At 65.4% G+C, this 20,789-nt stretch carries 13 protein-coding genes and 3 pseudogenes; 5 read left to right on the top strand and 11 right to left on the bottom strand.

Annotated elements, in window-relative coordinates:
* Window positions 1-134: 134 nt before the first annotated feature.
* Window positions 135-2,234 carry a capsular polysaccharide biosynthesis protein gene (locus tag J3S89_RS13450; protein ID WP_217928105.1) on the bottom strand — a complete coding sequence of 700 codons (2,100 nt, stop codon included), beginning with the start codon at window positions 2,232-2,234 and terminating at the stop codon, window positions 135-137.
* Between the two features lie 83 nt (window positions 2,235-2,317).
* Window positions 2,318-2,740, bottom strand: a pseudogene (locus J3S89_RS23655) (capsular polysaccharide export protein, LipB/KpsS family); the annotation flags it as partial.
* Between the two features lie 589 nt (window positions 2,741-3,329).
* Here J3S89_RS23655 and J3S89_RS13440 point away from each other — a divergent pair.
* Window positions 3,330-4,528, top strand: a pseudogene (locus J3S89_RS13440) (IS256 family transposase).
* Window positions 4,529-4,917: 389 nt separating this feature from the next.
* Here the strand turns inward: J3S89_RS13440 and J3S89_RS13430 are convergent.
* Together J3S89_RS13430 and J3S89_RS13425 are read right to left on the bottom strand one after the other, a co-directional pair.
* On the bottom strand, window positions 4,918-6,027 hold the full coding sequence (locus tag J3S89_RS13430) for an ATP-binding protein (RefSeq protein ID WP_217928103.1): 1,110 nt from the start codon (window positions 6,025-6,027) through the stop codon (window positions 4,918-4,920).
* Window positions 6,024-6,713, bottom strand: a complete 690-nt coding sequence (locus tag J3S89_RS13425) for a response regulator (RefSeq protein ID WP_217928101.1) — start codon at window positions 6,711-6,713, stop codon at window positions 6,024-6,026. Before J3S89_RS13425 ends, J3S89_RS13430 begins: the two co-directional genes overlap by 4 nt.
* Before the next feature lie 176 nt (window positions 6,714-6,889).
* Between J3S89_RS13425 and J3S89_RS13420 the strand changes: the two genes are divergently transcribed.
* Together J3S89_RS13420 and J3S89_RS13415 are read left to right on the top strand one after the other, a co-directional pair.
* Window positions 6,890-8,044: an efflux RND transporter periplasmic adaptor subunit gene (locus J3S89_RS13420; RefSeq protein ID WP_217928100.1), complete on the top strand. Its 1,155-nt coding sequence runs from the start codon at window positions 6,890-6,892 to the stop codon at window positions 8,042-8,044.
* Window positions 8,045-8,059: 15 nt separating this feature from the next.
* A complete protein-coding gene (locus J3S89_RS13415; protein ID WP_217928099.1) occupies window positions 8,060-11,149 on the top strand; it encodes a multidrug efflux RND transporter permease subunit in 3,090 nt (1,029 codons plus the stop codon).
* A gap of 456 nt (window positions 11,150-11,605) precedes the next feature.
* Here J3S89_RS13415 and J3S89_RS23135 read toward each other — a convergent pair.
* The 6 genes and pseudogenes from J3S89_RS23135 to J3S89_RS13385 all read right to left on the bottom strand — a co-directional run.
* Window positions 11,606-11,976: pseudogene (locus tag J3S89_RS23135) on the bottom strand (integrase); the annotation flags it as partial.
* Complete coding sequence (locus tag J3S89_RS13405; RefSeq protein ID WP_217928097.1) at window positions 11,973-12,389, bottom strand: type II toxin-antitoxin system VapC family toxin; 417 nt, start codon at window positions 12,387-12,389, stop codon at window positions 11,973-11,975. The gene J3S89_RS13405 and the pseudogene J3S89_RS23135, both read right to left, overlap by 4 nt.
* Entirely contained in the window at window positions 12,386-12,643 is a 258-nt protein-coding gene (locus J3S89_RS13400; RefSeq protein ID WP_217928096.1) for a type II toxin-antitoxin system VapB family antitoxin, read from the bottom strand. The genes J3S89_RS13405 and J3S89_RS13400 overlap by 4 nt, the downstream gene beginning before the upstream one ends.
* A 124-nt stretch (window positions 12,644-12,767) precedes the next feature.
* Window positions 12,768-13,697, bottom strand: coding sequence for a plasmid partitioning protein RepB C-terminal domain-containing protein (locus tag J3S89_RS13395; RefSeq protein WP_217928095.1), 930 nt, complete (start codon window positions 13,695-13,697; stop codon window positions 12,768-12,770).
* Window positions 13,694-14,593: a plasmid partitioning protein RepB C-terminal domain-containing protein gene (locus J3S89_RS13390; protein ID WP_238483853.1), complete on the bottom strand. Its 900-nt coding sequence runs from the start codon at window positions 14,591-14,593 to the stop codon at window positions 13,694-13,696. The genes J3S89_RS13395 and J3S89_RS13390 overlap by 4 nt, the downstream gene beginning before the upstream one ends.
* Window positions 14,590-16,158, bottom strand: a complete 1,569-nt coding sequence (locus J3S89_RS13385; RefSeq protein WP_338020051.1) for a recombinase family protein — start codon at window positions 16,156-16,158, stop codon at window positions 14,590-14,592. The genes J3S89_RS13390 and J3S89_RS13385 overlap by 4 nt, the downstream gene beginning before the upstream one ends.
* A 1,007-nt stretch (window positions 16,159-17,165) precedes the next feature.
* Between J3S89_RS13385 and J3S89_RS13380 the strand changes: the two genes are divergently transcribed.
* Both J3S89_RS13380 and J3S89_RS13375 read left to right on the top strand, forming a co-directional pair.
* Complete coding sequence (locus tag J3S89_RS13380; RefSeq protein WP_217928093.1) at window positions 17,166-17,558, top strand: DUF3024 domain-containing protein; 393 nt, start codon at window positions 17,166-17,168, stop codon at window positions 17,556-17,558.
* Window positions 17,559-17,679: 121 nt separating this feature from the next.
* Window positions 17,680-18,297 (top strand): recombinase family protein, encoded by a 618-nt coding sequence (locus tag J3S89_RS13375; RefSeq protein WP_217928091.1) that lies wholly within the window; start codon window positions 17,680-17,682, stop codon window positions 18,295-18,297.
* 210 nt (window positions 18,298-18,507) lie between these two features.
* On the opposite strand, the gene J3S89_RS13370 is transcribed toward J3S89_RS13375, so the two are convergent.
* The gene (locus J3S89_RS13370; RefSeq protein ID WP_217928089.1) at window positions 18,508-19,767 is read right to left on the bottom strand and encodes a M78 family metallopeptidase domain-containing protein; all 1,260 of its coding nucleotides are present in this window, start codon (window positions 19,765-19,767) and stop codon (window positions 18,508-18,510) included.
* Window positions 19,768-20,789 lie beyond the last annotated feature (1,022 nt).

The raw sequence follows: 20,789 nt of genomic DNA, 5'->3' as shown, positions 1-20,789 counted from the left end.
GCGTCGAACCGTCGGCCGGGTGTCGAGCGCTGCTCGCCGACGAGGTCTCCGCGGGAAGGAGGAGAAGGGCGGGACCGGCCCGGCGCTCCGGAGGCTCCTCGACGACCGGTGTGATGCCCGCCGCGAGGAGGCGCTCACCGGAAGAAGCGGAGGAGCGGTCCCGTCACGTTGTGCGCAGACCAAGCGACGGCATGACGGAGGCTGCGGCGCAGGCGTTCCGATCGAGTGTCTCCTTGGGCTCGGGCCTCGCTGAGCCGATCGACGATCACCTCGACGGGGCAGGGGAGGCCGGTGATCGGGTCGACGTAGCGCGGATAGAGGATGAGCGCGGTCGCGACGAGTTCGTCGAGGGCGAGCCGGCGGGTGCGGCGCGGAACGGGGAGAAGATCCTCGGTCAAGCCCCAGCCGGCGTAGAAGGGCGCGCCGTGAGTGGCGACCGGCAGGCCGCGAATCAGGGCTTCGAAGCCGGTGAGCGAGGTCATGGTCTCGACGGCATCGACGGCGGCGAGCAGCGAAGCCATCGAGACGTCGGTGACGATGCGATCGGCGAGGGTGGTGGCGAGGTCGTCGGGGATCCGCCCCTTGCGATAGCCGGCGTGGACGTCCGGGTGAGGTTTGTAGACGATGAAGGCGTCCGGGTGGCGCGCGCGGACGCGCTTCAGAAGCTCGACATTGGTGGGAACGTCCGGTGAGCCGAGGCGGACCGAGGCGTCGTCCTCGACCTGGCCCGGCACCAGGATGCGCCGGCGATCGGCCGGAAGATCCAACCCGGTCACGGCGGCCTCGTTGTATTTCGTCAAACCTCGCTCCACGAGAACGGCGCGCAGGCGGGCGGCGCGGTCGAGCAGCTCGGGGGAGAAGTCACCGGTCTCGGCGAGATGCTCGAAGGCGCTCGGACGGGACGGATCGTAGTAGATGCCGAGCTCGTCGAAGACGAGGGACGCGGGGGCGACGAAGGAGGCGCCGAGGCCGACCGAGCGGAGAAAGCCGTCCTCCACGCGCATCACGGCGACGGAGCCGTCCGCTTCCAGTCCGAGCGGCCGGCTGCCCCAGACGACGAGACGAGCGCCGTCGGCGCGAGCGAGCCGCACGGCCTCGCCCGCCTCGCGGGCGAAGCGGGGCAGACCGGCAGGGCCGTCGAGGAAACGACCGACGGTCCTTCGCTTCCAACGGGAGAAGCCGACGCAGACCGAGGGTCGGTTGGCGTGATGCGCGTCGCGCAGGAACGCGAGTTGGTCGATCGCCGTTTCGAAGTCGATCGGTCGGCCGGTCCAAGGAGCGATCCAGCGGCAATAGTCGAAATAGACGGCGGCGGCGAGAGCCTCACGGGTCGGACGCGCGGTGCGGCGCGTGATCGGCTCGAAACGGTCGTCGGTGAGTCCCCAACCGGCGAAGGCGGCGGCGCCGAAACAGGTGACGGGTACGCCGGCGAGCAACGCCTCGAGGCCGAATTGACTCGACACGACGTAGACGCGGGCGGCGAGATCGATCAGCGACCATGGCTCGACGTCCTCGGCGAGGATCGTCACGCCGGATTGGCGCGCCACCTCCAGCAGATGGCCGCGTTTGGCTCCGGAGATGGTTTCCGGGTGGACCTTCACGGCGATAGTGCGACCGGGATTCTCGGCGATCGCCGCCGCGAGCATGCGAGCGAAAGTGTCGCCGTCGGCGAAGGCGCCGACGACCGAAGCGTCGCCGAAGGTCTGGTCGATCACCAGGACCACCTCTCGCCCTACGGGAAGGCCGAGGGCGGCGGCGCTCTTCGGCGGTGCGTGATTGTATTTCGACAGACGCAGGCGGCGCAGCGCGTCGAGAGCGGTGACGGCGCGATCATGGTCGAGAGCGGGTGCAGCGGCACGGCGGGCGATCGCCGCCTCGAGATCACTGGGGCCGGCCGCGTCGTAATAGATGCCGGTGGTGTCGACGACCCAGCCGATCGCCGGGTCCCGATTGCCCGGTCTGACCGAGCGTAGGAAGCCGTCTTCGAGCGCCACATAAGGTAGGCCGGTCTTCGCGGCGAGTCGGCGCTGTCCCGCGCTGGTGGGCTTGTGGCCCCAGCCGACCAGGAATTCGACCGATCCCGCTCGACCGGCCCACCCCCGGACGGGCTCGGCGTCGAGAAGACCGGCGACGATCGCGCGATTGCGCCAGATGCCCGACGAGGCGACGCCGAACCGTCGGCGCGGTGGGACGGCCGGTACGGTCTTCTCGGTGTCGGGATCGTGATCGGTCACGCGGTCCACTCGTCCGGTTGGGCGGTGCCGGCCGAGGGCGGCGGCGTCGCATCTCCCGTCATGGCTCGAGGCGAGGGCTCCGGTCAATCGTCGCTCGACATGAGTGGCGATGTCGGGCCAAGTCTTCGGCAGATGGAAGCTGCCGAGCACCGGCGCCTCGGCGATGACGTGGGCGACGAAGCGTTCGGTGATGCGAGGAGCGACCGAAGGCGGAGCCGTCCAGAGGGAGCCGAGTTCGTCCGGGGTCTCGGGCCAGCGGGTGGGACCTTCGATCTGGTGGAGGGCGTCGCCGAAGGCGAGAACGGGATGTGATTGCGCAACGCGGCGAGGTCGGCCGTGGAATTGATCGTCACCAGTCCCAGCGCCTTCTGAACGATCGGCACCAGCGGGCCGGATTGAAGAAAATCGACACGACCCTCCAAGCCGAAGCGGTGAATGGTGAGGCGGATGTTGCGCCTGTTGTTGCCGTAGCCGACGTCGAGCGGGTGGGCCATGGCGACAAAGCGGCAATCCTTCGATGCGGCGGTAGGATTCGAGCACCATCTCGACGAAGGGCATGGTGCGCTAGCCCCGACCGTGGCGTATCAATTGCAGGTCGTCGTGGATCTCTAGAGCGACCAGATAGAAGGACGAGTGACGGTCGGCGCACAGATCGGCGACGATATAATTGACACGCCCCTGTGCTGGGGAAATACGCCGAACGGTGTCGCCGAGTGTATCGACAGCCGTCGCGTGGTTCATGGCCGGCGGAAGTACCGTTTCGTCGAACCGCCGCAGCGATCCGTGATCTCGCACTGCAACTGATGCGCGACGCATCACGCAGTGTCACCGCGACACCGCCGAGACGAATTACGACCGGCATCGAGGAGGGCGTTTCGACACGTCACGAGGACAGAGGTCGGTCGAACTGGCGGCGATCGTCGACGGTCTCCCCAGACTGCCGACGACGGGTTCATGTCGTTGGAAACGCGTGAGAAAGACGAACATGCGGGTGACGTCCCCGGGAGTGGTGTAGGAGCGGTCGCCGGAAGGCGGCCATCGTCGACCTTCGCGTAGGGTTCGGTTGCGAAGCTGAACCTGACGAGGAAGACGACGATGACCGACGACGGAATGGCGCTGATCGAGCTGATCGAGAAGGGGGCGGACGGCGATCTCGTCCGTGACATGCTCTCCTTCGCCGCCGAGCGGATCATGGAGATCGAGGTCGAGGCGCGCACCGGCGCCGGCCACGGCAGCCGATCGCCCGATCGAACCAATCACCGCAACGGCTATCGGGATCGAGCCTGGGAGACGCGGGCCGGCCGGATCGAGCTCGAGATCCCGAAGCTGCGCAAGGGAACCTATCTGCCGAGCTTCCTGGAGCCGCGGCGCACTGCCGAGAAGGCCTTGGTGGCGGTGATCCAGGAGGCCTACGTGAAGGGGATCTCGACCCGCTCGGTCGACGATCTGATCAAGGCGATGGGTGGTTCGGGGATTTCGAAGAGCTTGGGTACAGCCGGCTGGTCGAGGAGATCGACGAGCGCGTCGACGCCTTCCTCGCCCGCCCGATCGAGGGAGAATGGCCCTATCTGTGGATCGACGCGACCTACCTGAAGGTCCGCGACGGTGGGCGGATTGTCTCGACGGCGGCGATAATCGCGGTCGGCGTCAACACCGACGGCCGCCGCGAAGTGCTCGGCGCCGCCACCGGCCCGTCGGAGGCCGAAGTGTTCTGGAAGGGCTTTCTCCGCTCGCTCGCCGATCGCGGCCTGCGCGGCGCCCGCCTCGTCGTCGCAGACGATCACAAGGGACTACGCGCCGCCGCCGCCAAGGTGTTCCACGCCACGCAGCAGAGATGCCGGGTTCATTGGATGCGCAACGCGCTCGCCCATGCCGGGCCGAAGCAGCGGCCGGCGATCGTGGCGCTGCTGAAGACGATCTTCGCCCAGGAGAGCGCCGAAGCGGCCCGCGAGCAGTGGCATCACGTCGCCGACGCTCTGCGAGAGAAATACCCGAAGCTCGCGGCGATGATGGACGAAGCCCGAGACGACGTGCTCGCCTACATGGACTTCCCGCGCGAGCATTGGGCCCAGATCGCCTCGACCAACCCGATCGAGCGGCTGAACGGCGAGGTGAAGCGTCGATCCGGCGTCGTCGGCATCTTCCCGAACGACAAGGCCGTCGTCCGGTTGGTCGGCGCGCTGATGCGTGAGCAGAACGACGAGTGGGCGGTGTGCCGCCGCTACATGACGCTGGAAGGATTGAAGACGGTGAGCGATGATCCGCTCATCAAGCTGCCCGCCGTGGCGGCCTGAGCCCACTTCGGACCCCACCGAAGATCGGCGCTCCTACACCACTTCCGGCTACGCCTTCGAGGCGGCGAGGGCGCTGTTCGACACCTGTTCGAGGTGAAAGGGGCCAGGCGGCTCTACGCTTATGTGGAGGACGGCAACTTCGCCTCGCAACGCCTCTGCGAGAGGCTCGGGATGCGACGTGAGGGGCTGTTCAGGGAATTCGTGTCTTTCGTCAACGACGATCAGGGCAATCCGATCTACGAAAACACCACGCAACACGCGATCCTGCGCCGCGAGTGGATGGCGTAGCGACGGTCATCGTGTCGGGACGGGGTGTCCGGGTCGCCGAGCGCCTTCCGGAGAGCCCCGCGGCCAGTGTCTTCCGCACCGACCGAGGCCGGCGATGCCCGTCATTTTCCAGACGGCTCCGCATTCGTGTCCCGGTGGGGGCGCTCGTCGTGGCGCCGGAGCAGGCTCAGTTCGAAGGCCGAACCGCCGCGCGACGCCCTGCGATAGGACACCGAGCCGCCATGCGCCTCCGCGATCGCGCGCACGACGGAGAGGCCGAGGCCCGATCCACCCGAACGACGCGATCGCGATCCGTCGCCGCGCGTGAACGGCTCGAAGGCCCGTTTGGCGAAATCGGGCGGCAACCCTGGACCGTCGTCCTCGACCCGGATGATGACCGCGTCCTCCGAGACGAGCGTCGTGATCTCGACGCGGCCCGGCTTGGCGTAGCGACGGGCGTTCTCCAAGAGCGCCAGCAATGCCTGGCGGATGCGCACGCCGTCGGCGTCGATGACGATGTCGACGAGGGTCGGCACGACCGTCAGACCCGCCTCCGCCAAGCTCGGCCCCGTGAGGTCGACGACACGCCGGATCTCCACGGAGACCTCGACAGGCGCGATGTGCAGGTCGAGGCGCTTGCTGTCGGCGAGAGTGACGACCCGCAGGTCGTCGACCAGACGCGACAGCCCCTCCGTCTGCAGCAGCAACCCCGCCAGCCGTTGTTCGTCGAGAACGAAGACGCCGTCGGCCACACCTTGCAACGTCCCGCGCAGGATGGTCAGCGGCGAACGCAGTTCATGGGCGATGGCGGCGTTCCAGGCCGCCATGTCCTCGGCGGAATCCTGCAGGCGCTGCGCCATCGTGTTGAAGTCGGTGACCAGTTGCGCCGTCTCGCCCAGCGATTTGTCGCCGGGAACGGCCCGAGCGGCGAAATCACCCTTGGCGATCCGGCGTGCGCTCTCGGCCAGAGAGTCGATCGGCACGAGGAGACGCGCCGCCAGCTTGAGCGAGGCGAGCCCGGCGATCAGCAGCGCCAGACACGCCAATCCGGCCAACACCAGAAACTCGGTATTCGAGGGCCACCAACCGTCCTCGTTCACCAACTCGGGAAAGAAGGTGAGCAGCACGCCGAAGGAGACGTAGAGCCCGAGGACGATGAACAGAAACGCCGTCATCGTGACCGCGGCCATCGACAGCAGGATCTGGCGGCCGAGGTTGCTGTGCCAGATCATGGCTCCGCCGCCAGTCGGTAGCCGACGCCCCGCACGCCCGACATCATTCCATCCAGGCCCGCCTGCTCCAGCTTGCGTCGCAGATTGCTCACGTGGCTGTCGACGGTGCGATCGAGCGTGTCGCCACCGGGCAGGCAGGCGTCGACCAACTCGCTGCGGGTGAACACCTTCTGTGGCGCCCGCGCCATATGGGCGAGGATGCGGAACTCGGTCAGCGTCAGTTGCAGCTGACGGGCGCGTCCGTCCGCCTCGACCCGGACGACGTAACCGTCCAAGTCGATGCCGAGATCGCCGACCCGGACGACGCCGCCCGCTTGCGCGAGACCGGCGCGGCGCAGCACCGCCTTCGCCCGAGCCACCACCTCGATCGGGTTGAACGGCTTGACGACATAGTCGTCGGCGCCGACGCGCAGTCCTTGCAGGCGATCCATGTCGGTGTCCAACGCCGTCACCATGATGACGGGGGTGTCGCCGCGACGGCGGACCTCCGCCAGCACCTCCCAGCCGTCGAGGCGCGGCATCGTCACGTCGAGCAGGATCAGATCGGGCCGCAACGCCAGATGCAGCTCCAGCGCCGTCTTGCCGTCGCCGGCGCGGACGGTGCGAAATCCCTCGCGCGTCAGGTAGGCGTCGAGGATCTCGGCAATTTTCGGTTCGTCTTCGGCGATGAGGACCAGGGCATTCATGGTGTCGACTTCGAACGGATCGGCAAGGCATGGCACGCTCGCCCCGTCCTGTCGAGGTCGCGCCCTCCGTCTCGACCGAACCTCCACGGAACCTCCACACACCGTGAACACGACGCGGCGACAAGCACGCGCGACGACCGGCCGGAAGCGCGAGGTCGCGGTGTGGACGGGAAGAGATGGCCGAGACGAAAGCGGGACGGAGGGCGGTGGCGGCGTGGGTGCTCGCAACCTTGCTCCTGGCGGGATGCGACGACAGGCGAGGGACCGAGGGAGACGGACAGGCTGCGGCGCCCGCCCGAGTGATCGTCGTCACCGTCGTCCCGGAGACGGTGACGCTCGTGGATGAATTGCCCGGCCGTGTCGCCCCGTTCCGAGTCGCCGAGATCCGTGCGCAGGTCGGCGGCATCATCGAGAAGCGGCTGTTCGTGCAGGGAAGCGAGGTCGCCGCCGGACAGACGCTGTTCCAGATCGATCCGGCGCCGTTCGAAGCGGACGTCGACAGCGCTGCGGCGGTGCTGCAGCGCGCCGAGGCGGGTCTCACCCGCGCCGGGCTGCGTCAAGAGCGCGCCACCGCGTTGTTGCCGAGCAAGGCGATCAGTCGCGAGGCGTACGACGACGCCGTCACCGATCTCGCGCAGGCGACGGCGACGGTCGCCGAGGCGCGCGCCACACTGCGGCGGCGGCAGCTCGATCTCGAATTCACGTCGGTGCGCGCGCCGATCGCCGGGCGGATCGGCCCGGCGCTGGCGAGCGAAGGCACCCTGGTGTCGACGACGATGTCGACGCCGCTCGCCGTCGTGCAACAGATCGACCGCGTCTATGTCGATCTGCGCCAATCGTCCGCTCGGCTCGACACCTTGCGCGCCGCGGCCGCCGACGACGCGGTGGCCTCGCTGCCCGTCACCCTCCATGCCGCAGATGGTCGTCCGTATCCGATGGCGGGACGGGTGCTGTTCTCCGACATCAGTGTCGAGCCGGGCACCGGCAACGTCACCGTGCGGTTGGAGGTGCCGAACGCCGAGCGGCTGCTCCTGCCGGGTATGTATGTCCGTGCCGATCTGCCGCGCGCCGTGCGTCGGAATGCGCTGCTCGTGCCGCAGGAGGCGGTCGTGCGCGACGATGCCGCGCAACCGTTCCTCATCGTGGTCGGCGCCGACAAACGCGGCAGCCGGCGCCCCGTCGAACTCGGCCCGGTGATCCGCGGCCGCCATCTCGTCCACTCCGGGTTGGAGCCCGGCGAGACCATCGTCGTTCAGGGTCAGGACCGGGTGCAGGGCGACGTGGTGCTGGAGACGACGCCGTACGTGCCGGCCGGCGCCGGAAAGACCTGAGGAAAGCGATCCGACATGCCGCAGTTCTTCATCGACAGGCCGGTCTTCGCCTGGGTCGTCGCCATCTTCATCGCCCTGGCCGGCATTCTGGCGATCCCCCAACTCCCCATCGCGCGCTTTCCCGACATCGCACCACCGAGCATCGGCATCACCGCGACCTACACCGGCGCGACGCCCCAGTCGGTCGAAGACGGCGTCATCGGCCCGATCGAGCGCGAGCTGTCGGGCGTGAAGAACCTGCTCTATGTCGAGAGTACCGCCGACACGTCGGGCGCCGCCAGCATCACCGCGACCTTCAAGCCAGGAACCGACCCGGAACTGGCACAGGTCGACGTGCAGAACCGCCTCAAGGCGGCGGAGGCGCGCCTGCCCGAGATCGTGCGGCGCGGCGGCATCGGCGTCGAGGCGGTCTCCTCCGGCTTCCTGATGATCGTCACGCTGCGCTCTCGGGACAACCGGCAGGACGAGCTGGCGCTCGGCGACTATCTGAGCCGCTACTTGGCGCCCGAACTGCGGCGCATCGACGGCGTCGGCCGCGTGCAGTCCTTCGGCGCGGACCGGGCCATGCGCATTTGGGTCGACCCCGACAGGCTCGTCGCCCACGCGCTGTCGATCGCCCAGGTCACGCAGGCGATCCAGGCGCAGAACGTGCAGATCGCCCCCGGTCGCCTCGGTGCCGAACCGACCGTACCCGGCCAGCGCGTCGGCATCCCACTCACGGTGAGAGGGCAATTGTCGACGCCGGAGGACTTCGCCGCCATCGTGCTGCGTTCGGAGACGGATGGATCGAAGTTGCTGCTCGGAGACGTCGCCCGGGTCGAACTGGGCGCGCAGACCCTCGCCTTCGCCATCAGTGACGCCGGCCGCGAGGCGACCGCCGCCGCGATCCAGCTGACGCCCGGCGCCAATGCCGTCGCCACCGCCGCCGCCATCCGCGCGCGCCTCGCCGATCTCGCCCGCGCCATGCCCTCCGGCATGGAATATGGCATTTCCTACGACATCGCCCCGTTCGTGAAGATGTCGATCGAAAAGGTCGTCCAGACGCTCGCCGAGGCGATGGTTCTGGTGTTCCTCGTGATGCTGCTGTTCTTGGGGAAGGTGCGCTACACGCTGGTGCCCGCCATCGTCGCGCCGATCGCCCTGCTCGGCACCTTCGCGGTGATGTGGCTCGCCGGCTTTTCGATCAACGCGCTCACCATGTTCGGCATGGTCCTGGCCATCGGCATCATCGTCGATGACGCCATCGTCGTCGTCGAGAACGTCGAGCGCATCATGGCGGAGGAGGGCCTGCCGCCGCGCGAGGCGACGGCCAAGGCGATGAGGGAGGTCACCGGAGCCATCGTCGCGGTCACGCTGGTGCTCTCGGCAGTGTTCATCCCGATGGGGCTGGCCAGCGGCTCCGTCGGCGCGATCTACCGCCAGTTCTCGCTGGCGATGGCGGTGTCGATCCTGTTCTCGGCCTTTCTCGCGCTCACTCTGACGCCGGCGCTGTGTGCGACGCTGCTGAAACCCGTCGACGCCGGACACGGCGGCAAGACCGGCTTCTTCGGCTGGTTCGATCGCGGGTTCGGTCGTCTGACCGCGGGTTACGTCGGCACGGTTGCGGTGCTCGTGCGACGGAGCGGGCGAATGCTGGCGCTCTATGCCGTCATCCTCGCGATGCTCGCCTTCGGCCATGCCCTGGTGCCGTCCGCCTTCGTGCCGGAGGAGGACCAGGGCAGCTTCATGACGGCGTTCACCTTGCCCGCCGAAGCGACGATGGAGCGGACGCGCGCCGCGACCGCCCTCTATGACGCATACTTGGCCACGCGTCCGGACATCGAGGCGAACACGACGGTTCTCGGCTTCGGCCTCTCCGGCTCCGGCCCGAACGTCGCTCTGGCCTTCACGACGCTGAAGCCATGGGATCGGCGCAGCACCACGGTCGACGTCGAGATCGCGGCGGCGACGACCGCCCTGGCCGGTGTGCCCGAGGGCGCGGCCCTCGTTCTGAAGCCGCCGGCGATCGAGGCGCTCGGCAACGCTTCGGGTTTCTCGCTCCGCCTGGAGGACCGCGCCAATCACGGCCACGCGGCCTTGCTGGCGGCACAAAGGCAGCTGGTGCGGGATGCCGCACGGAGCAACGTCGTCACGGGTGTCTATTCGGAGGACCTGCCCGACGGCAGCAGCGTTGCCCTGAAGATCGATCGCTTCGAGGCCGAGGCGCTCGGCGTGTCGTTCTCGGCCATCGCCGACACCCTCGGCGGCGCCATCGGATCCACCTATGTCAACGATTTCGCCAATGCCGGCCGTCTGCAGCAGGTCATCGTCCAAGCCGATGCGCCGAGCCGCATGCAGGTCGAAGACGTGCTGAAGCTGCACGTCCGCAATGCGGCCGGCGGCATGGTCGCGCTGTCGGAACTCGTCACGCCGGTTTGGGAGACCCGTCCGGCTCAGTTGTCGCGCTACAACGGCTACCCCGCCGCCCGGATCGCCGGCGGCGCCGGCGCGGGCTTTTCGAGCGGCGCGGCCATGGCGGAGATGGAGCGCCTCGCCGCCCGGTTGCCCAACGGGTTCATGATCGAGTGGACCGGCCAGTCCTTGCAGGAGCAACAATCGGCGGCGCAAGCGCCGCTCCTGCTGGCGCTGTCCATGCTGGTGGTGTTCCTCGTCCTGGCCGCGCTCTACGAGAGCTGGTCGATCCCGTTCGCGGTGATGCTGGTGGTGCCGCTCGGCATGCTCGGCGCCATCGCCGCGGTCCTGCTGCGCGGCCTGGAGAACGACGTCTTCTTCAAGGTCGGCCTGATCACCATCGTCGGGCTGTCCGCGAAGAACGCGATCCTCGTCGTCGAGTTCGCGAAGAACCTGCAAGGCCAGGGTCTCGGGGTCGTGGAGGCGACCGTCGCGGCGGCGCGTCTGCGGTTCCGCCCGATCCTGATGACGTCGCTCGCCTTCGCGCTCGGTGTCGTCCCCCTGGTGCTGGCGCGCGGCGCCAGTTCCGAAACGCAGCACGCGATCGGCACCGGCGTCTTCGGTGGCATGGTGTCGGCGACGGTGTTGACCGTGGTGTTCGTCCCCGTCTTCTACACCGTGGTCGTGGGCGCGCTCCGGAAGCGCGATCGCTGAGCCGCGCGGCGCGGTCGCGGAGAGGGCGGCGTGTGGTTCGATCCCAGAAATCCGGCACATTCGGTGTTGGAGTTTCCGGTCGACATCTCGGCTCCTCGCCCGACGCGTCGCCGGAAGGTGAGCCGACATCGGCATCCGCGTACGAAGCCGGGGCTTCCGCGTCGAACATGCCGACGAGCCGATCCTTGTGCGCCGTCCGGTTGCTCCAGTCCAATCGAGTGAGGCGACCGAGCGCGGGGGAACAGATCGACGGTGAGCCTCTCGTGCGACCCTTCCGACACCAACTCGTGGGAGGTGCCACTCAGAGCCGCATCGCCTTCCCGCTCCTCCGCCCGGCGTCGTCGTAGTACCGGGCGGCCTGCTGCACAGAGCGGTGCTGCGACTGCGCCATCGCCTCGGGCAACGACACCCCCTGCCGGGCGGCTTCTGTCAGATACCCCGAGCGCAGCCCGTGCGCCGAGACCTTCCTCGGCTCGCCACCTCTTCCGGCATGCCGTGATCGTGATCGATGGCGCGTTCGTCCGGATCCCAGAGGTGGTGGGATGGGCGACGAACTTCAGGACGAGGCTCTCCGGCGCCGGCCACGGCAACGGCGCGCCGACCGCCGCCCGGCACCAGGCCTCGAGATAGGCGAGATCGGAGGCGAGCGCGCGCAGCGTGTTCTCGCCGATGCCCCGCTTTGCCAGATGGCGCAGCGTGGCGACGTCGTCGTCGGAGAGGACGGTTGCGAGACGACCGCGCCGATCGGCGGGAAGAATGGCAGCAAGCGCATCGAGGGCGAGCGCGCGTTTCGTCTCAGGGCCGGCGATCAGGGCGCCGACGCTCATCGACTGCCCCCGAGCACGGCGGCATCCGGATGACGGACCACGTCCGCCAAACCGAAGTCGCCCCCATTGAAGAGGAGCGGACAACCGGCGACCGAGGCGACCGCATAAGCGAAGCAGTCGCCCATGTTGAGCGCGGCGGGATGGCGCCCCTTGCCGAAGCGCTCATAGGCCGTCTCGGCGGCGGCGTAGTGCCTGGCGTCGAACGGCACGGCGGTGACATTGGGCGCCGCCGCCAGCCGCGCGACGATCTCGGCGGCATTGGCGAACCCCTTGGCAGCGAGCACGATGCGGGTCTCGAACAGGGTCGGCCAGCCGATCAGGACACCGTCGCGGCGAAGCGCCGCCTTGAAGGTCTCCGCTTCGGGTTCATCGAGGGCGATGGCGAGGATCGCGGACGTGTCGACGGCGATCATTTCGGGAGGCCGTGGTCGTCGTAGAGGTCGTCGTGGACGGAGGTGGTCCCCGGCGTCACCCCATGCCGGCCCTCGGCCGCCAGATCCCACACCGCATCGATCGGATGGGCATGGGCGCCGGCCCGAAGCGCGCCATCGAAGCGCTCCAGCGCCTCCTCGACGAGCCGGTTCATCGGCATCCCCGTCCGGCGGGCGAGCGCCCGGGCGAGCTCTTTCGCCTTGGCGCTGCGGATGGAGAGCTGCGGTTCGGACATGGCGCGCCTTTCGAGAACGAGCCTCAAATTAGCACGCCTCGGCTGGAGCCGGCAAGAATCTCGACAGAGATGGCTCACCATCGATAAGAGGTACTCATCGACTCCAGATCCGTTTTCCGCAACGTCACTCGGCGGCGAGTTTGCCGTCGGTGAAGCTCTCTATGCCGGCCATCGCTTCGAACTCACTCAGGTATTCCGGGTGGTGTTGGGTGAGCCAGCGCACGACACGTGAATTGGCGAGAAGCTTTTTCACATAGCCGATCGCCAAGATCAGCTGAAGGTTGTCTGCTCCATAGCTTTCCTCGACGGATTTCACTTGCATCTGGAGATTGAACAGCTCTCGTTCCATGCGCACGAGCTGGTCGGAGGTGATCGATGTGCCGGCGTCCTTCTTCTTTCGCAGTGTCACGCGCAATTTGTCCGGCGTTGCGGCCAGAAGTACGCGCGCAAAGACGGCAGTGAAGTTGTTCTGCCCGACCATGATCTCTGCGGCTTCGATCTGCCGGATCGGCGCCATCTGGCGGAGCAGAGAGAACACGCCGATTGGGCAGGGACTGTCCTTCAGGATGTCGATGGCATCCCGACATATCCCGTTCAACATGCGAACCCGGCTCTGGATCGATTTCGGATCGAGCCCGAGCGCTTCGGCGATCTGTACCTCTGGAACACCTCGTTCGATCGCCCGTAGGATCATGCCGTGCTCCTGAACGGCGGATAGGCGATTGACCCGCTTGTTGTAGGTGTAGGTCTCGTCGTCGGTCGAGACGATGCACTCGACCTCGCTTACGCCGATGTCCTTCAGGGCTTCGATCCGAAGGTGGCCGTCGAGCAGGAAATAGCGATCGGGATGTTTGGGATCTCGGGCGACGACGGGGGCTTCGACCAGGCCGACCGTTCTGATGGAACTGAGAATTTGCGTGTACTTGGAGCTTTCTTTCAGACCAGGCCGAAAGGTCTTCAGTGGGACCAGCTGGGCTATGGCGACGGTGATGCTTTCCGCCTCGAACGAGAGCCTGATCGGTCGTTCGCTGCCGCTGTCGTCACACTCTTTCATTGCACGGCCTCCCCAGCAATTCGCGCGCTCAGAATGCGAGGTAGAGATTCCAGCCCTTCGGCGCGCAACAATGTTCTGTAACCTTCGTCGTTCAGAAGATCCTTCAGTGCTTCGATCATGAAGAGCAGCCGACTCTGGACAAAATTCGACTTCACCACGAGGAGGCGCTGCTTGTCGCTCTCGCGTTGGTATATTCGCATCAGCTCGGCCGATGTCAGGCGCTTCGGAGTGTTTTTGCGGCCGAGCCCTCCGTCGAAGATCGCCTTCTGATGACGCATGCGCTGATCAATCAACTTACGAACCGCCGTGAGCTTCTTGCCCTTGAGCTTTCCTGCCGCGTAAGCCTCCATGAGGATTTGCTGCGCCTCGCTCGTCTCAGCCCGTGCAATTTCGATGGCGAAGGAGATGGGGATCAAGCCGCTTTCGACGGCGGCGACCAACCGCTCTTCGCCGCGTTCGAGCAACGTGACGATCATGTTGACCCAACTCGCCGTACAGCCGATCTTCTCGGCAATCTCGCCATCGCTGTAGCCGCGGGAATGTAGAGCGCCGATTTCCTGCATGATGTCGATGGGTCGATGCTGCCGGCGGGCGATGTTCTCGACGAGGCTCATCACCAGACCTTCGGCTTCCGTCGCCTCAACGATGACGGCCGGAATCTCCGTTGCACCGAGCATCCGAAACGCCTCCAGCCTACCCTCACCGCAGACGAGGTCGTAGCCGGCGCCCTCCTTGCTGCCACGTCGGATGACCGTGACGGGACGCTTCAGTCCGATGGCGCCGATGTTGTCGACGATCTCCCGGTGCTGCTTCTTGTTGCGCGACCGTGGATTCAGCACATGGATCCGCGAGATCGGAATCATCTCGATCACCTGAGGACGTGATTTCGAGGTCATGCCACCTCCGTGAGCCGGGTCGGCGTCGCCAGATCGTAGAGAATGTCGAGGGAATCGAAGCGGTAGCCGTCGAGACCGAGGCCGTTGTCCTCGGAGAGGTTCAGCCAGAGTGCCGCCACGTCGATTCTGGGCAGCAGATAAAAATCGAACGGGTTGCGGTTCTGTGCGTCGAGTCGGATGGCCACGGTGATGTCCGGGCGGTGCCCGGCATCCAATCGCAACCGCCAGCGCAGTGCTCCAGAAGGCAACTGCCGGCATCGACCGATCACTACCGAAACCGAGAATTCTCCGTTCACGGTGATCACGTCGGTTTCGGCGTTCTGGGCGACGACCGCGCCGACCGATGTGAGCCCGTTCACGATGTCGGCGACGATCGTCGGATGGAGACGCCGCAGTGCGCGATTGATCTCGATGTAGCGGTAGTCGCGACGTGGACTGTAGCCGACGAGCCCATAGGCGCGCAGAAGGCTCCCAAACCGGGAGCGGTAGGAGCTGCTGGAGGGTAGCCCCTCCGCCTCATCGATGACGATCCCCGACAACGTGCCGCACGCTTCGAAGAGCCCCCGTAGTCCAGCGAGCATCTCTTCGTCGGACAGTCTGAATGAACGAGCCTGAATGATGGACTGCGCGGCGTCGTAGAGATTCCGGTCGATGATGCCGGGAAAGGCGCCGTCGGCGCGGATCCACGCGGACGGTTCGTTGCGGATCCGCTTTTGCTTCAACTTGAAGGACATTCGGTTCCAGACATTGTTTCCGATGTACTTCTCGTTGATCAGAACCTGATGAACAGTTCCCCGCGTCCATGGCCGGCCCAGGTCTGTGGGGATCGCTTGGGCATTCAGTTCGTCGGCGATCTGGCGTTCCGTTTTCCCCGTCGCAACAAAGGTCCGGTAGATCTGCGCGATGACGGCAATTTCGGGCTCCGGGCCGGGGCGAAGCACCACACGATCGGTGTGGATGCTCTTCTGTTCGCCCCTGTTCAGCTCTCCCTTGATGGATCCAGTCTGATCGATCAACACGCGCCGAAGTCCGAACCCTGCGGGGCCGCCCTGCCGGTATCCGTGCTCGATCAGTCGGCGTTGACCGGCGAACACCTTGGTGGAGAGCTCGCGGCTGTACTCGCCGGCCATGGCCCTCTTCAGGCCCTTCATGACCGTCGACATCGGACTGCCGTCGTTTGGGAACTGTTCGGCGCAATAGAGGATGGCGATCCCGGCTCGGCGGCAGATGTACTCGTAGTAGGCGCTCTCGTCGGCGTCTTGGAACCGCCCCCAACGGCTGACGTCGTAGACGAGGACGGTCTCGAAGTCGGCTCGACCCGCGACGATGTCATCGAGAAGAAGCTTCAGCCCGTTGCGACCCTCGATGCGAAGGCCGCTTTTACCTTCATCTGCATAAGTTCTCACAATGTCGATGGCGTGCGCCGCAGCGTATCGGCGAATGGCGTCGGCCTGATTTTCGGTCGAGTACTGCTGGTGTTCGGTGGACATCCGCACGTATTCCGCCGCGCGGATGCGCTTCGCTCGTTCGGTATCTCCCTCCGTTGGTCGACCCCATTCCGCCACGACAGTCGTCTCCGCCGGCTCCGGCTCGCGCGAGATCCGTCGTGCTCGGGGCAAGAAGCCCTGGCCCGGACTCCGCCGCCTGCGCTGCGAAACAAGTCTAGACGTTCGGGGGCCGGAACATGTTTCCGAAAAAGGGCAATGACTTTCCGAGCCGATCATCCGCCGATCGATCACCTGTCGCATTCGCGCGGGCGATTTCCAATGCCCTTCGAGCTGAGCTCGGGGACACACATCGGGCGATCAAGATCATCATGCTCTGGACCGGCGCCAGCGAGAAAACGGCCAAGAACTGGCTGGAGGGAAGAGCCGGACCGCGTGGGCACTATCTCATTCGCCTCATTCGAGAATCGAGCAATGTTCTGGATCTGGTCGTTGCGGCTGCACGAGCACCGGCCTCTGGCGAAGTGGGCGACGCCGAAGGTGGAAAGCAACCCGGTGAGGTCATGAAGCCCACGTGGTCTCAGCAAGGTGCGCACCTCGCTTCCGTTAGGTCATCCAACTACCTTCACCAGGCGAATTCCTCGCCTTGTGTCCCTGCAAATGTCTCCAGGGCTGTCCCCATAAATGTCCCCATGGCGATTTCTAGCATGCCAGAGCTGAACGACAGACAGAGATGGTTTCTCGCGGAAATGACGAACAAGACGCGAGTACGGCATACTGACATAGCGTCGTGTTGGAGCGTTTCCACAAAGACCGCCAAGCGCGACATCGCCGTCCTTCGGTCCAGAGATTTGATCGCATTCGTGGGGCCGAAGAAGACGGGTAGATATGTTCTAGGCTTGCTGCTCGAGGTTGATGGAGCATGATGGCGCTCTCGGGGAGGGCCGACCAACTCTGAAACCGGCGCCGCTTCTGCACCCAAGCCCGCTCGGTTCGCCAGCCGCCGTCCACGCGCTGCGTACCGCGAGAACCGGCTGGGACGTCGAAGAACTCTCGACAAGGTGTGCTGTCTCCGCATCATGGCGATGCGTCGACGGGAGGGTGGAGTTCGGATTCGGGGACGAGCGATGACCGACCAACACGAGACCTGGGCTCGAACGTTGTCCAAGGAGGGCAAGGCGAGGGTCACCGCCCGATGCGAAGACTTCATCGCAGGGGTTCTGGTGCCGCGCTTCCTGCCCGAGATCCGGCCGACGGCATTCAACTATCCTATTGCGTTGACGGGGCGGTGGCGTGGCAGCCGCTACAGTTTCGTCCAGCGATACCGTTCGGGCTTTTCGGAGAACGCCGGCGAGGAGTTCGATGTCGGCTTCGCTCGCCTCGACCACGCGACCGGTGAGCGCTTCGACCTGATGTGGCATCGCCACACCGGGCAGTGGCTGTGCCTCCATCCGAGGCTCACCTTGGCCGAAGCGTTGCGGGTCATGGAAACCGAGGAACTGGTACAGCCGCGAAGATAGCGGTTCGAGTGAGGTATGCCCAAAGAGCACCATCTTGAGGGTGGTTCGAATAGGTCGCATTGACCATTTAAAGCGAACTGATAGAATGAGACCATCCTAAGCGAACCGAACGGCAACTGAAATGCACGCGCGGGCCTACCTCAGAGCCTCCACAGACCAACAGGACGCTCTCCGAGCCAAGCAGCAGGTCTTCGACTTCGCCACGGAGCGCGACATCCCGGTCGTCGGGCTCTATGTCGAGAACGAGAGCGGCGCCAAGCTCGCTCGCCCGGAACTGTTCCGGCTTCTCGCCGACAGCCGCCCCGGCGACATTCTCTTGATCGAGCAGGTTGACCGTCTGTCGCGTCTGACCTCGGCCGACTGGCAACGGCTTCGATCGGAACTGGACGCCCGGCAGATCCGTGTGGTCGCTCTCGACCTGCCGACCTCCTGGATGCAGACCTCCTCTGCCGACGAGTTCACGGCACGCATGTTCGCAGCGGTCAATGCGATGATGCTCGACGTTCTCGCAGCCGTCGCGCGAAAGGACTACGAGGACCGACGTCGCCGCCAAGCACAGGGGCAGGCTCGGGCCAAGGCGGAGGGCAAGTACACGGGCCGGGCCGAGAACGTGGCCCGAAATGCTGGCATCGCCACCATGCTACAGGCCGGCGCATCGTGGTCGACCATCCAAGCGGCGACCGGCTGCAGCCGCTCGACGATCGCCAAGATCGCAAAGCGGAATCCTGCGGCGAAGTAAACTTCGTGAAGATTGGCGTTGAATGCTCTTCGTCCGGGATTGGGGGTGACCGGTGATTCGCGCCCCGAAGCAGACACACGCCTTTCCCAAGACGAGCGGCAACATTGCGCCCTCAATACGGCCTTTTGGCACTTCTTGGGGAACGCCAGAAAGCTGACGTTCGAATTTATGATCATAAACTCGCTCTGCCAAACATGTACATCGTGACGATCACGCCGCGCATGCCTGTTCAATGCGTTTTTTATTCTCAAGCTGATGTTCAATCACCATTTCGCCCACGCCGAACTCGTCGGCGATCGTGACGCAGTCGCGACCGTCCTCCCACATCGCACACACCTCACGGATCGGGGCAAGCAGTTCGGCTGCGAACGCCCGGCCACAGCTCTGTCGATAAGCGTGCAAAAGGTCGTTGACTGGTGCAATATCGGGTTCGGGAAAACAAGCGACGTCTCCGACGCCGCGCGCGAAGCTGAAGAGCTGCTCGGTTGGGGCGGATCCCCCCTCCCGACTGCGCAGATGCAGCATCACGCCGTGATTATCATCCTCCCGCAGGACGCGAATGCCATCGACTGAGGACTTGGCTCGGAAGTGCGCATTGCCAAGTCGTTTCGCGAGCTGTTTATAGGTTTTAACTCGATCGGCATCCGCAAGACCCAAGGCAGCGCGACAGGCGCGCGCGCGCCGATAGCCGCGCGCCCAACCTGGTTCGCCTTCGATAGCAGGGGCGGTCCGCGCCGCTTGCGCCGAAAGTCCCGGCAAGTCGCCAAGACGCGCAATATAATTTGGCATCTGCCGCGCGCCATCGATCCATGCAAGCAACCGTTGCGCGTCCTTGCCACGCGCCCCAGCGAGAAATTCAGTCAGGGCCTCGTCTTTAAAAATCCCTGCAGACTGATCTATCATCTTGGCCGCTGCATTGGCGATAGCGTAAGGATCCTCACCCAAGGCTGCTGCCGCCTCACAGAACGCTCGTTCTTCTGGATCACCCCGCGACGCACAAACGCGCGCCCAGCGTAGCGCTGCGGTTGTTCCCTCAACGCTGCGTCCCTGCAGCCGCTCAAGAACTGTTTCGATGAACTGGCCGAGAGTTGCTTCCGCTTCTTCACGGTTTAAGGTCTCGCTCTGACCGGCCCAGAAGCGAACATCGGGATTGCGGTAGACAGACTGTTCCGCATGGACTTCGAAGGCTGCGCCGTCGAATCGCATCCGTACGTCGGGAACCGCATAGCCGCTACGGTACCGCTTGAGGCTGATTTCCTCTTCACGGCTGCCAAAAAGACGCCACCAGTCGAGCGCAAGTCCTTCGGCAAGTGTGTACACAGGCATATGTACAAAAGAACCCGGCCGCTCTCCAGTGAAGTGCAGAGCGGCATTGCTGTCGCCAAGCCAAATTTGGAGCTCGGCTGCAGTGGCTCGCTCCTCAGGTGCGCGGTTCGGAGCGCCCTCAAGCCATTCAACCGAAAATCTCAACTCGCTCCTCCTCGTCGATCGGCCATCCCTTATACTGGCCGAGCACGCTGTTCACGCAAAAACCGGTCCAGACTTTGCGATCGCGATCACGGTACCACAGCCGCTTAGGGAAATCTTTATCGCCCTCATAGTAGCGCAGATGTCCTAGGCGAAGTGCTTCCCGCACCCATCAGTAGCCATGTCACGCTCGGCGTCGCTTACAAGCGGGCAGATCGTGGTTAGTTGCTTTCCCGGACGCCGCGCTGCACCGTCGGTGTCAGTATACGCCTTCGGCAGCCCGCCCCACCAGCGCGCGGCCTTGTGCTCTGGAGAACCTACATAGTAGGCGTCTTGAATTTTGTCGGGCGCGAGCGGCGCGCGTGGAGCAAGTTGGGCAGGACATTTGACCATAGTCACAGCACGCTAGCAGGAGATTTCTATCGGATCATCCGAGAATTGCTGAGAACCATCGCAAGGGCGATGTCCATTTCAGTCTGTCTCACCTACATCAGCGCAAGCCCGTGCGCAATCGAGGATAATGTTGCCGATTTGATGCAGCGAAAGCGAGGGGCGTCTTCCGTTGGTCAGAGCGCGTGAACAGCATTATCGTGACAACCTGAGGCCGCTCTTCCATCAGTTTAGCTGCTATCCGTCGTTCCGCTTTCGGCCCCCATTTCAGTCGCCTAAGCACAGCACGCCCAACTTCCACCTGCAGCAAGATGGGCCACTGACCAGCCGCTGTCGTGCACGGAAGAGCCCAGGTCCTCCGGGAGAGCCGGTCCGACCCCCGCTCTGATCGACGGCATCCCGTCACACCCCGACCTTCCACGATCAACCCGCTTCGGGGTCGGCTACGCGAGCGTGCCGCCGCTTCCGGCTATGCCTGCGCGGTGATCGCGGCCGGGGCGTGACCTCAGGGGGAGCCATCGAGCGGGGATCGGCCCCGCTCCGCGATGGAGCCCTTCCCCATGTCCCACGACCTCTCGCTCGCTCGGTCTCACGCTCTCGATCTCGCCCGCACCCTGATGGTCCCGGTCGTTCTC

The sequence above is a fragment of the Pinisolibacter aquiterrae genome, assembly GCF_019160155.1.
Classification (GTDB): domain Bacteria; phylum Pseudomonadota; class Alphaproteobacteria; order Rhizobiales; family Ancalomicrobiaceae; genus Pinisolibacter; species Pinisolibacter aquiterrae.
The sequence above is the reverse complement of the archived record's forward strand: the minus strand, read 5'-3'. Positions and strand labels throughout refer to the sequence as shown.

Bases quoted from the DNA above. Each gene is read 5' to 3' on its own strand.
- J3S89_RS13430 (WP_217928103.1), bottom strand. From the start codon at position 6,027: ATGATCTGGCACAGCAACCTCGGCCGCCAGATCCTGCTGTCGATGGCC.
- J3S89_RS13415 (WP_217928099.1), top strand. From the start codon at position 8,060: ATGCCGCAGTTCTTCATCGACAGGCCGGTCTTCGCCTGGGTCGTCGCC.
- J3S89_RS13400 (WP_217928096.1), bottom strand. From the start codon at position 12,643: ATGTCCGAACCGCAGCTCTCCATCCGCAGCGCCAAGGCGAAAGAGCTC.
- J3S89_RS13425 (WP_217928101.1), bottom strand. From the start codon at position 6,713: ATGAATGCCCTGGTCCTCATCGCCGAAGACGAACCGAAAATTGCCGAG.
- J3S89_RS13375 (WP_217928091.1), top strand. From the start codon at position 17,680: ATGCACGCGCGGGCCTACCTCAGAGCCTCCACAGACCAACAGGACGCT.
- J3S89_RS13395 (WP_217928095.1), bottom strand. From the start codon at position 13,697: ATGAAAGAGTGTGACGACAGCGGCAGCGAACGACCGATCAGGCTCTCG.
- J3S89_RS13420 (WP_217928100.1), top strand. From the start codon at position 6,890: ATGGCCGAGACGAAAGCGGGACGGAGGGCGGTGGCGGCGTGGGTGCTC.
- J3S89_RS13380 (WP_217928093.1), top strand. From the start codon at position 17,166: ATGACCGACCAACACGAGACCTGGGCTCGAACGTTGTCCAAGGAGGGC.
- J3S89_RS13405 (WP_217928097.1), bottom strand. From the start codon at position 12,389: ATGATCGCCGTCGACACGTCCGCGATCCTCGCCATCGCCCTCGATGAA.
- J3S89_RS13390 (WP_238483853.1), bottom strand. From the start codon at position 14,593: ATGACCTCGAAATCACGTCCTCAGGTGATCGAGATGATTCCGATCTCG.